Genomic DNA, 12,112 nt, shown 5'->3' with positions numbered 1-12,112 from the left:
ATCGGCAGGCCGTCTGGCGTTGTGGGGAGCAAATGGGGAGCACGGCCTGCTGACCTCATCTGCGTACCGAAGAGGTCACGCCACGACGGATGTTGGTTCCGGTGCTGAGTCCAGCTCCTGTGCCACACCCTGGCCAGCGCTCTGCGTCCACCGTGTTTGCAGCCCGGTGAGCATGCGGTCGCGCATGGTGGGGGTGACGTGGGAGTAGAAGTCGTCGATGTCTTTGCGCTTGTGGCCGAGTCGCTGGAGCCGCAGTACGCGGGGGACCTGGTCCTCGACGAGCCAGGTTTCGTGGGTGTGGCGCAGGTCGTGGAAGTGCATCTCTGTCTGGATCGGTTTCCATCCGTGTTCCGGGTTGCCGACGAGTGCGGGCTGCCAGAACCGTCGGCGGAAGTTGTTGCGGCGGTGCAGCGCGCCGCCCGCGCCGGTGAACACGAACTTCGCCTCGGGTCGGGCGTTGCCCTGGGTGTCGTGGTGCTTGGCGAGCAGGTCGACCAGGAACGGTGGCAGGTGCACGGTGCGGGCGCTGGCCGCGGACTTGGGTGATCCGAGTTCTAGACGGCCGCGCAGTTCGTGCAGGGCGCCATCCTTCGGATCGACGGTGAGGTGCGGGTCTGGCTCGTCGAGGTGGACGCGGGTCCACTGCAGGCCGGCGAGTTCGCCCCAGCGCATCCCGGTGTACGCGGCGGTGATGACCATCAACCCGGCCGCAGTGGCCATACGGGCGGAGATGGCAACGACCTCGGCGGGTGTCGCGTGCGGCCGTTCCGGGCGCTCGGCGAAGGTGATGCGCAGCTTGCGGCACGGGTTGGCACCGATCTTTCCTTCGTCGACGGCCTCGCCGAGGATCATGGAGAACAGCACCAGGATGTCCTGGCAGCTCTTGTCGGCCAGGGTGCGGCGGAGTTGGTTGTTGACCCAGCCCTTGACTGCGATCCGTTGAATGTCCCCGAGTGGTGTGCCTGACCAGCGGGGCAGGATGTGGTTGCGGATGTGGGAGTCGTAGGTCGCGCTGGTGGTCCCGGAGACGTAGTGTGCGGCGGTCCAGGACCGGATCCACTCGTCGATCGGGGTCTGTGCCAGGCGGGGGTCGACGAACCGGCCGCGGCGTTGGTCGGACTCGATGTCGGCGGCGCGGTCCTCGGCCGCTTCTTTGGTGGTGAAGCCGTTCTCGGTGAGCAGTGTGTCGTTGAGGCGGTACCGGACGCGGTACCCGCCTCGGTGTCCTTCTATCCAGGCCATCAGAGTGTTCCTTTGTGTGTTGGTAGGTCTGGCCGTGCCGCGGTCGGAGGCACGGATATATCCACGCTCGACAGGCAGAAGAGATCAACCGATCTGTGTCAGGCGCCGGAACCCGCGATGGCGCCTTCAGATGGGGCGGTAAGCGGGCTCGATTCAGAACCACCGTGAGTGTCCGCGCGCCATAGTGGGAGTCGCCGCGCAACGCTGAGGGGCAATATCGACCGGGGACGCCTGAAGTGCGAGCGCCGTTGACTGCCTGGCTGGGGGTCAAGGGGGCGCAGGTTCAAGTCCTGTTGTCCCGACGGCATGATGGGCGGTTCCCGCTCGACGGGGGAGCCGCCCATCAGCACATCTACCAGCGAAAGCGTCGCCGTTAGCGATCTTCGTTCAACTCGATGTCGATCTTCAGTCGATCTTGAAATCTGGTCGAAGATCGACATCTGGAGCAAAACTGGAGCACGACCCGAAAATACGACGATGTGGGGCCAGGATCTGCTCCAGGATTTCTGGTCCGTTCGGGTGAAGTCGGGAAGGTTCGCGTCAGTACGGCGCGGTTCGCGTTGGCTGAGCTCTCGGTGTTGTGGATCTGGTTGACCCTGTTGCTGCGGTAGTCAAGGGGCCACGAAACATGATCCGCTGGTTGGTCTGCTGCCGCGGGCGTCGGTGACAGTGGCGAGATGATCACGTGCCCTGCAGTCTCCGTGCGCGTTCGACAGCAGCCTGCACCTCGGATGTCGGGTCGTCGCTGTACACGACGACGACCCGCGTGTAGTGGGTTGCTACTTCGTCGGGGCTCCCCAGTTTGACGAGCTCCATGCCTTTGACCAGCGCCTGTGCGACCAACGTCTGCACGGCTGGGTCGGTGTGGTTGCTGTATTTGGCATCGACTCGTTGGAAGGCCGCGAGGGCCTCGGTGTCGTGCCCCAGTCCGTCGAGTGCCATGCCTCGGTTGAACAGTGCGATTGCGACTATGGCCCGCATGTTCGTGTCCGCGTCAGCGCTGTAGTCGGCATCTACCCGTGCGAGAACTTCCAACGCCTCGTCGGCTCGCCGCAGATCGATGAGCACGAGAGCGTGGTTGGCCATAGCCATTGCAACCCGTGTCCGCAGGCCGGGGCCCGTCTCACCTTTGTAAGTGGTAACCATCTGGGCGAGGACGGTCAGCGCCTCCTCGTGTCGCTCCAGCCTTACAAGATCGGCGGCCTGGTTGGCCAATGCTCTCGCGAGGTGGGTGCGCACAGCCGGGCTTGAGTCATCGACGTATTTGCGCACCAGTTGGTCGAGAAGTGCAATCGCTTCGGTCGGTCTGTCGAGCTCGGAGAGGATCAGGGCACGGTTGGTGCCTGCCTTGAGCCGGTTCAGAGTTCCTGAAGAGAAGGCGAACTCGAACTGGTCGTTGATGCTCAATTCATGCCCTATGAAGGAGTCGGTTGAAAAACTCCGAGACGGTGCTGGCGGCGCGATCTTCACTGAGTTCGTAGCCGCTGAAGCGGTACACCTCGTATCCGGTCAGGCGAAGGTCACGATCGCCACGGGTGGTCTCGCTGTAGATACGAGGGCTGGGTTGGCGAGAGGAGGTCGCGTAATGCTGTTCCCCATCGACCTCAAGCACGACTCGTCTGAGCCCAGGCAACAACATCAGGAAGTCCATGCGTTGGTCAAGGAAGGCGTCCTCTCCTCGCTGTCTCCGCGAGACTGGGTCCCAATGCAGCCAAACCTCCGGCAATAGCGCGAAAATCGGGTCATGATCCTTCGCATAGTCGTAGTACGTGATAAGAAGAGCATGCTGAGCCGGTGACACATCAGCGCAAACTGTCACCATGCGCCGCCAAAGCTCGAGCTTGGCCTGGTCAGCGGAAATGCCCTTGCGGTGCGACCACCACGACTCGACGTCCCGCCAGGTCAGGCCGCGGTCGCTGACGGGGACGTCGTAGGCGAGCACGGTCTCATCCCCAGTCAATACTTCGATGCTCTGATCGAGCACGTCACGCAGCCGTAGTGCAGGTTTGCCGTGCCGGCTGGCAAAGAGGATGAGTTGGGCCGGGCGAGGTCGGGTTCCCGCGGCGACGATCGCGAAGGCTGGGTAGCCATCAGTCGAGCCGGACTCCGTGATCTTCAGGCCCGCACGGGCAAGGATCGGCGAGATCGCCGCAGCCATCTCCCGCTGTCGCGCCTCCCTCGGGTTCACGGAACCGGACAGCAACCCCTCCAGGAACAGCGCGAACCGGCGATCTCCACCGTCGAGAGCTCCGATCTCCTTGAAGAACTCCACCGTCGTCCAGTCGCCGGGGAAAAGGAACATGTGTCGCACGACCGGCTCGTACGGGTCCTTGGGCTCGAACGACCACTCGGGCGAGAGCAGAAGCCAGTGCCGCTTGACCAGGTTGAGAAGCGCGTCGGCCTCCAACCAGATCGCATCGAACGCGTCCAGCGCTTCAGCGACTTCGCGGCGTATCCGGGTGGTGATCTGCGGCCAGTTCTCACGTGACCAGAGTAGATCCTCGACTCGGTTACTCAGCTCGATGGCCAGACCGCCGTGCTGGAAGAAACGAGCACACACAGCCTCGTAGTCATTCGGTGTGATGGCGTCGAACGCCAGGTCGAGCCGCTCCTGTTTGGACAACGACTTCACGTCGTCGGCCTGCGAAGGGTCCGGATGCTGCGGGGGTATAGCCAGGCTCAACGCCGGACCGACTGTGTCCAGGTCGACGTGCCGCAGGTAGTGCAGACTCGACACGAGCTCTCTGACCAAGTCGCGGGCGTCGACATCTCCCTCAGTCGGGTCGGCTGCCATCTCAGGCCCCAGTCCCGCACCAGCGAGCGGATATGGCATCGGGCCGAGACGGTCGCGTCAATGCGATCGGTTTCGCCTGACTCGACAAGTATGCCGTCTTCACCATGACCTCATCGTGCACCGTGACAAGCGTCGAGCGTGAGCAGCCCTTGGTGGAAGATGCCGACTCTACCTGACCGGACAGGCACACGGGAGGAATTCGCCATGCCCAACGCTGTGGACGGTACCGACCGCGGACCTGCAGTCGCCGCGGCCTGCTGCAGGCCCGCAGGAACCAGTTGCTCTTCGCCGCGTTCTTCACGATCAACGATCAACCTCCTCATCCACTAGTCGGACGCGACGATTTCAGGAGCCATGAAGCTCAGGTCACGGCCTTGCAGGGTTATGACGATGTCAAGCCCGCTCGCCAGGACAGCATCGACATCTGCATGTAGATCGACATCGACAACTGCGACCGCTGGACCAGAGTCGCTTACGATCTGCAGTTCGGAGGGCGCGTCGGTCGTTGTCGAAATGTAGACAATCTCTGGCGTCTGATAGGCGATTTCAAGATCGCCGCGAAGCGTCACTTGGGCGCGTCCCGTCTCAAGTAGGGATCGCAGCACATTATTTCGGCGAGCACGGATGAACTGCAAGAGATCGAGTACCTCGCGCGCCACCGCGTCAAATTTCCTTCGCCATCCTCGGATATGCATGCCTGTAAGCCAGGACCGAACATCCTCGATTTCGACACCTTGGCGCTGCGCCTCGCTTCCAATGACATGCGCCAGTCGACGAGAACGCACTCCTTCATTGAGCAGTGCCAGGGCGTGCGGCGTGTTGACGCCGTGTCGGATACACCATGCAGTGTCTGGCCGAAGGCGGCTCACCAGGCCGGCCTCTTCAAGACGAGCGTTGGCTTGCTCGACGAGAACTCCGACAGTCCAAGCCAAGTAGTGTTCGAATGTCGAGCTGATGGCGTCGACAGTCTGTTCCAGTTGCCATTCGACGGCCAGGCCGGGAAGAAGGCGTTCGGCAAGGGCTGGAACGTCAAGACCATTCACCCATCCCGTCAGTCGGTCCGCAATGGATACATCGATAAGGTTCTTATCTCCCTTGGCTCTCGTTGACCAGAACTTCCAGCAGTTGTCTGCTTCCGGTTGCGCCAGTAGCCGTGTGAGCACTTCTTGTTGTGACAGTAGAAGAATAGTGTCATTAAGTGGCCAATACCACGCGTCATCGGGGATAGCAAACCCAAGTTGGCGCAGCTCGCGTTCGCGCGTCGCTACAGCGTCAACTACCTGACCGGTTATCGCATCGAGCCGCGCCGCCGTACCGAGCGAGGTCCCCGCAGCTGTCCAACGCCTCCGCTGTGCCGGGCTCGCACGTTCATACGTGGCTCGAACCTGCTCGGCAAGTCGCATCCAACGTTGGCGCAGCACCGGGTCCATCTGTTGGAAGGCCAGAAGTTTACCGAGGACGACATCCATCTGAATGGGATCGTCGAAGGGTGTCCACAGTGGCTGCAGCGTCGTCAGAACAAACCATGTGTACGACACGAAGTCAGACGCAACCGTGTCCGGAGTGAGGCGGAAGATCGCGTCAGCTGTAGTGGCGATGAGCTCTTCGGCATCAGCAAGGGCTGCAAGCGACTCCTCTGCCAAAAGGGTCGAGCGGGCTTCGAGGGCCTCGTCATTCGGGCGGAGCTCGTCGAAATCCTTGAGCTCAGACTGCTTCTGCAGCGCGAGTACGATCCAGCCTTCGGACTCGCGGCCGGCTCGTCCTGCTCGTCCGATGGCGTTCATGAGCCGTGCGGCTCCGAGTTGAGCCCCAGGGTGCTGACCTTCGAATCGAGTTTCGGCGATCACGACGGTCCGAACCGGCAGGTTTACTCCGTCGGTCAACGTGCTCGTAGAAACGATCGCCAACACGATCTCGGTCCGGACCGCCTCCTCGATCGCGTCAAGGACGTCCACTGGCAGGCCGGCGTGGTGGTAGGCGACGCCGTGCTCCGCACAGGAAATAAGCGGATGCTGGTCGCCCAGCCGCTCGCGAAGAAACTCGACTAGCTCACTCGTGGGTTCACGCGGAGGTAGGTAACCTGCCAAAGCCTTGGCGGCATCACGAGCCATAGTCCGCGACGAGACGATCATCAGCAGGCTGCCTGCGTGCGTCAGTATTGATGCCGTTGCGGCGAAGATTTTGTACCCCGGTGTGCCTCCGCTGTCCTTGGTTAGTTTGCCGCTGGGGTCTTCCTTGAGGACCAAGTTTCCCAGCGGCTCTTCAGGGCGCGTCGTCAATCTTGTTACTGGCCCCGCCTCGGCGGGACGTAGTCGCAACTGCGCTACCTGCGGCACAGTAACCCGTATGGGCCACCGGGCGGACTTGCGAGGACTCCGTACTGCGGCTTCCCAGACCGGCTGAGTGTTGAGCAGTGCATGGAGACGGCGAGGTCCCCGCCAATCAGACGTGAACAGTACTTCTGGGTGCTCCGCGTCAAGCCAGGACGCAAGCGAGGCAGCATTCCCAAGTCCGCCGGAGAGAAGCACGATCCGCGGACTTTCGTCTGTCGCCATGAGGTAAGCGAGCAGTCCTTCGACAGTGAACCCCCGCCCCGGTTGCGCCAGTAGGTGCGCTTCGTCGATGACGAACAATGAAAAGCGTTGCATGACGGCGTCCGCGTCATGGCGCAGCAAGTGCATCAGTCGTTCGGGTGTCGTGACCTCGACGTCGGTGGGGTCGTGTGAGAAGGACAAGATGTCGAACAGGTCGCTGTCATCACTCAACTCGCGGTTAAGTACCCGGAGCCGCCCGGACAGCGCCCTTCGCATCTCTCGTCCAAGGCTGCGCAACGGTGTGACGTAACAGACTCCACCCGACTGCGTTGCGATGTGAGTGCAGATGATCAGCTGCGCGAGCAACGTCTTCCCTGCGCTAGTAGGTACTGACAAGAGCAACCGGCGAGTGGCTGAATCCAAAGGGTTCATTCCTGGCCGCTCAAGCAGTTCTCTTTGAGGTGGCCATAGAGTCAAGACGGGCGGGTCAGCAAGGCAAAACGCCTGCGCCACTGCGTTCGGAGTTCCAGGAGGAAGAATCGAGTACAGACTGCCAGTTTCAAGGCCATCCGTGATCGACGACAGGTGTGCGGCGACCCAGCGAGCATCGAGGTCTCCGGTTCCCGCAGTACCGTCCAGGACGGAAACCAATGCCGCTCGCGCTACTGATAACTGGCGGCTGGTGCCGAATGCCAAGAAGCGAAGCAGCGACCATACGGCGCGCACTATCTGTTGTCCTGGCCCAAACATCGTCGTCTGGAGGTCGTCGAGTTCGACTGTTGCGGCGAGTTCGTTGAGTTGGCGTCGCCAACTGCGAAGTAGCGGGAACAGGAAACTTGTATCGAGACCGAGAAAGGCGACACCGGCCTCGACTGCAAGTGTGTCAGCGTGATCGACTAGTGGAGTGTTGTGGATCAGTAGATTCGAGACACGGCGATACACGGCTGTCGCGTTCGGGTCGAGGTCCGCCCGCCGGTAGCCAACTTGCGCACCGAAGGCGAGATTCAGGCGTTGACGTGCATCATGACGGGGGTCTGCCAAGGTCAAGTCGAAGACGTGGGCACTTACGGCGAAAGCCCGACGCTGTCGTGCAGGTGTGTACAACTCGGCGGCTTCCGATGCCGAGGCAACAGCGTGGAGGTACCACGCGGCACGTTCGAGATTCTCGTCAACGGCGAAGTCTCCGCGGAAGGCCCGTATTTCGACGTCGGCGATCAGACTTGCCAATTCTTGCGGTGACGGTAGGACGTCCGTTTGGTGGACACCAAGCGCCTCAACGAGGTCCGGCAGGTTCAGAGCGCGCTCCATACCATCCTCCTGACTTCGTCGGCAAACTCCGTGAAGTTTTCGATCACGCAGAGCAGTCCTTCAAGCTGCCCTGCATTGGCGAACTGATCGAGGGTGGTCTCTAGCGGGGAGAAGCATGTCGCGGGAGGGGCTACCGTGTTCGTGGCTACCCCGACCCCTGCTCCTGCTCGTGGGTCTGCATTGATCCACAGGTCACCCAGCTCAGCGAAGAGGCCCCCGAGATCACCGTCTGTCTGGCGATGAGCGCTGGTGAGCTTGGCCAGATACTGCAGGCCCCTGGTTTTGAGCTGGTCCGAAGCGCGCTGCACGGTCGCAGTGACTACTGAATTCTCCGTATTGTGCTTCTTTATCTCCCACAGCCTGAAGAAGAGCGAGACGTTCGCGCCTGGCGGTGCATAAACCGCGAAGCCGTCTTCGCCTTGTTCTGTTACAGAGTAGCTCGGTTCGCTGAGGTACCTGCGCTCACGATGTGCGGCCCGCTGTTCTTTCATGATGAGATGCCACAACCACTCGGCGACGAACCCTTCTAGGTGGTTGCTCTTGCCTTCTTTTGCCTTGGTGTCGCCGGGCTCAACCGCGTCGGGTCGGCCAAAAACGGAGGTGACAAACGACAAGACAAGCTCTCGATCGTCATTGGATACCGCGTTCTCAGACAGAGCTGCCGCTCGCCAACAAGGAAACGCTCGTGATTTTCCGCATCGGAACTTCATGATCGCTTCTGCGATGATCCACGCGACTGCACTGCGGCGGTCGGCGGAGAAGCCGACCATTGCCACGAGGTCCCATGCGCATTTACCGGCTGCATGCTGGCCTCTTGACTCACTCACCAAGAGGCGACTGGCCTGGTTGTCGTGCTGAGCTGCCAATCGGGCAGCCTCGGCCGGGCTCACTGGCGGCGCGACGATCACAACGGGGTGGTCACCCTGTGAACCGTCCTCCTCGGACGCGTTCCCGACGACGCTCTCCATCTGGTGGACCCTACGCCGATGTCACCTCTGACCTGGGGAACCTTGCCGACAGGGCGCCCAAACGGCCTAGCGCGGCACGGAGAGTCTCGCCCCAGACTGCCGGCGCTGACTGCACCCTTGCCTACACACGCTTCCGTAGCGCGGAGAACGGGATAAATTGGTCTCATGTCATGAAGTGTATGGACTCAGTTGATGCTTGGCCGTTGTTCTCAGGCGATACTTGACGTCTGACGGGACGATCATGATCTTGTTCGTCTCGATCTTGTAAGTGAGGACGCGTCGGGCGGTCGTGGACGAGCAGGCGTTAGTGTGTACCGCTTTCGAGCGGTCTGCGAGGTGTTCTTCACCCCGCGCTGAACCGGCCCGCGCCGTCGTACCTCGCTCAGGTTCTTGACTTCATCTTCTTAGCCGTTCGGCGTCGAACCATGACGGTCTGTGTCCGGCTTTCTGGCATTCGACGGCGAGGCCGACGAAGGCGGTGAGCAGTGCTGTGCCTTCGAAGTTGTTGACTGGCTGGAACGCCTCGGCTGAGGCGACGAGCCGCTCGCCTTCATCTTTGATCGCTGGGCTGGCTTCGGCGAGGTCGTCGAGAGTGATCGATCTGATCGCGCTGACTCCCTGGGACATCTCCGCGATGCTGACGTTCATCGAGGTCTGTTCGTTGGGTCCGGCCATCATGGGTACGACGAAGGTCTGGTACAGGCGTCCGCCTCGAGCGTCGAGGTCGATGCAGACAGCTCGATCGACGGCAGCTGTGTTCGGTGTGGCTGTGGTCGTCGGCGCAGCCGGCGGACCGGTCTGCGGCGGTGGTGCGGCCGCCGTGGCTGAGCAACCTGAGATCGCCAGAGCAGCCGCGAAGATCGGACCGCAGTAAGCAGGACCCATGGCTGAGACATCTGGTCGTGGGCGTCATTCGTTACTACGCGCAGTCGAGCTGTCACGAGATGAAGGCGGCAGAGGCGTTCATCGGCGCGCCGATCGAAGGGCGTGCGTCGGGGCGGTTGGGTTCGCGTTCGGTCGTTCGGCGGCGACGTCCTCACCTGCGATGTCGTGCAATCTGTAACGGGATGGCTCCGTGTCGCTACATACCTCGCGGTGCCGGTTCTCCGGCGTGGGCGACGAGGAGGCTCGGTGGCTCGAGGCTTGATGGCGTCGATTGCACAGATCCAGCGCGAGGCGGCCCGTGCGGAGGCCGCCCGACGACGTAGGCAGTCTGCCGCTCAGCGAGATGCTGCACGGACTCGTGCCTCGTACGAGCGGGCGGTGGCCGCCGATGAGCGTGAGCGTCGTCGCCTGTACTCAGAGTCGCGAACCGCCGAGGTGGCCGCGATGAATGACCAGCTTGCGGTGACGTTGTCCGAGCTCGATGGTGTGCTCGCGGCGACGATCGACGTCGACAACTTCTTCGATCTCGACAGCCTCAAGGTACCTGTCGATCTCGGGCGGCTCGCGGTCCCGGAGCCTTTCCCGCAGGAGAGCATGTTCCTCCCCGAAGCCCGTCGGGGGATGTCGCGAATCCTGGGCAGTGCCGCCCGTCATGAGGAGCAGGTACGCGCAGGGCAAGAGCGCTACCGACAGGCGCTTGCCGATCACGCGGAGCGTGAGCGCGGCCGAGTCGCGCGGCTCGCCGCGGCCGAAGCCGAGGTTCGGCAGCGTGATGAGAGCGTCGAGCGGCTTCGGTGCGATCTGCAGGCGGGTGTGCCGGCGGCGGTCGTCGCGTACATCGACCTGGTCCTCAACGCGAGCCTCTATCCCGAGCAGTTCCCGCAGCAGTGGCGGCTGGCGTACGTGCCCGAGTCGCGCCAGGTGGTGATCGAGTACGAGCTGCCCGGTCTCGGTGTCGTACCGACGGTTAAGGCGTATCGCTATGTGAAGGCGTCGGATTCGGTCAGCGAGACGTCGCGGCCGCAGACGCAGATCAAGGCGCAGTACGCGTCGGTGGTGGCGCAGTGCGCGTTGCGGGTGGTGGATGAGATCTTCGAGGCCGATCGGCTCGGCCACATCGAGTCGGTGGTGCTGAACGGAATGGTCAGTACCAACGATCCAGCGACCGGCCGGGAGATTCGTCCATGTCTGGTGACCTTGCGAACGACGCGGGCTACGTTCGGCGAGCTGGACTTGCGGCGGGTGGATCCGGCCGCGTGCTTGCGGCATCTGGGCGCGGGGGTCTCGCAGAGTCCATCTGAGCTCGCGCCGGTCAGGCCGGTGCTCGAGTTCGACATGGTTGATCCACGCTTCGTGGAGGAGACCGATGTCCTGGGCGGGCTCGACCAGCGACCGAACCTCATGGACATGACACCGACCGAGTTCGAGGGGCTCATCCAGAACCTGTTCGCCCGGATGGGTTTGGAATCCCGACAGACCCGGGCCTCCCGTGATGGCGGCGTGGACTGCGTGGCCTACGACCCCCGCCCGATCATGGGCGGGAAGGTCGTGATCCAGGCGAAGCGCTACAAGAACACTGTTGGCGTTTCCGCGGTCAGGGACCTGTTCGGCACTCTGCAGAACGAGGGAGCGTCGAAGGGGATCCTGGTCACCACGAGCGGATACGGGCAAGCGTCCTACGACTTCGCCGCAGGCAAACCGATCGAGCTGCTGACCGGAGCGAACCTGCTCTACCTCCTGCAGGAGCACGCAGGTATCGAGGCGCGGATCGAGGCCCCGCAGGGGTGGCGGGACGCTGCAGCCGACGCGCCGCCGCTACTGGACGAGACCCCTTCCGCCGACGGGCAACCGGAACAGCTCCGACCCGGCCAGAACGTCTCCCTCGACGGCGGCGAACTGAACGTCGCCGTCGACTGGGCGACGGGATCGCACGATCTGGATGTGTCAGCGTTGGTCCTCGGGGCGGACGGGAAGGTGCGATCGGATCGCGATTTCATCTTCTACAACCAGCCGACGTCCCCGGACGGGGCGGTTGCCCACGCGGGCAAGACGACAAGTGGTGGCAACACCTCGGATGGTGTGACGATGCAGCTCGGTCGGCTCGACGGGTCGATCGATCGGGTTGTGATCGCGATCAGCGTGGACGGTGCCCGGTTCGCGAACGTGACCCGCCTCCGGGTCAACGTGACCGGCAGCGGCTCCGTGAGCTACACGTTCACGCCGGCTGCGACGGTCGAAACGGCGCTGATCTGCGCCGAGGTCTACCGGCGCAACGAGCAATGGCGTCTTCGAGCGGTAGGGCAGGGCTACAGCGACGGGCTGGCCGGACTGGCCCGAGACTTCGGCGTGGACGTCTCCTGACTCCGCGGTCGATCGGACCG

The 12,112-nt window shown here is 62.7% G+C and carries 7 protein-coding genes and 1 pseudogene; 1 reads left to right on the top strand and 7 read right to left on the bottom strand.

What is annotated here, in order from left to right; all coding sequences use genetic code 11:
* Positions 1–75: 75 nt before the first annotated feature.
* From LL648_RS08575 to LL648_RS08550, 7 genes and pseudogenes are all read right to left on the bottom strand, one after another.
* Entirely contained in the window at positions 76–852 is a 777-nt protein-coding gene (locus LL648_RS08575; protein ID WP_232661920.1) for a tyrosine-type recombinase/integrase, read from the bottom strand.
* Positions 853–924: 72 nt separating this feature from the next.
* A pseudogene (locus LL648_RS45710) lies at positions 925–1,242 on the bottom strand (tyrosine-type recombinase/integrase); the annotation flags it as partial.
* Between the two features lie 681 nt (positions 1,243–1,923).
* Positions 1,924–2,649 carry a tetratricopeptide repeat protein gene (locus LL648_RS08570; RefSeq protein ID WP_232661919.1) on the bottom strand — a complete coding sequence of 242 codons (726 nt, stop codon included), beginning with the start codon at positions 2,647–2,649 and terminating at the stop codon, positions 1,924–1,926.
* A 1-nt stretch (position 2,650) separates the two neighbouring features.
* A complete protein-coding gene (locus tag LL648_RS08565) occupies positions 2,651–4,036 on the bottom strand; it encodes a hypothetical protein (RefSeq protein WP_232661918.1) in 1,386 nt (461 codons plus the stop codon).
* A 326-nt stretch (positions 4,037–4,362) separates the two neighbouring features.
* Positions 4,363–7,878 (bottom strand): DEAD/DEAH box helicase, encoded by a 3,516-nt coding sequence (locus LL648_RS08560; protein ID WP_232661917.1) that lies wholly within the window; start codon positions 7,876–7,878, stop codon positions 4,363–4,365.
* Positions 7,863–8,846 carry a hypothetical protein gene (locus tag LL648_RS08555; RefSeq protein ID WP_232661916.1) on the bottom strand — a complete coding sequence of 328 codons (984 nt, stop codon included), beginning with the start codon at positions 8,844–8,846 and terminating at the stop codon, positions 7,863–7,865. Before LL648_RS08555 ends, LL648_RS08560 begins: the two co-directional genes overlap by 16 nt.
* A 396-nt stretch (positions 8,847–9,242) precedes the next feature.
* Positions 9,243–9,524 carry a hypothetical protein gene (locus tag LL648_RS08550; protein ID WP_232661915.1) on the bottom strand — a complete coding sequence of 94 codons (282 nt, stop codon included), beginning with the start codon at positions 9,522–9,524 and terminating at the stop codon, positions 9,243–9,245.
* 585 nt (positions 9,525–10,109) lie between these two features.
* On the opposite strand from LL648_RS08550, the gene LL648_RS45105 reads away from it, so the two are divergent.
* Complete coding sequence (locus LL648_RS45105; RefSeq protein ID WP_232661914.1) at positions 10,110–12,092, top strand: TerD family protein; 1,983 nt, start codon at positions 10,110–10,112, stop codon at positions 12,090–12,092.
* Positions 12,093–12,112 lie beyond the last annotated feature (20 nt).

The sequence above is a fragment of the Pseudonocardia sp. TRM90224 genome (assembly GCF_021245725.1).
GTDB lineage: Bacteria > Actinomycetota > Actinomycetes > Mycobacteriales > Pseudonocardiaceae > Pseudonocardia.
Note: the sequence above shows the minus strand (reverse complement) of the source record. Positions and strands in the feature narration are given on the sequence as shown.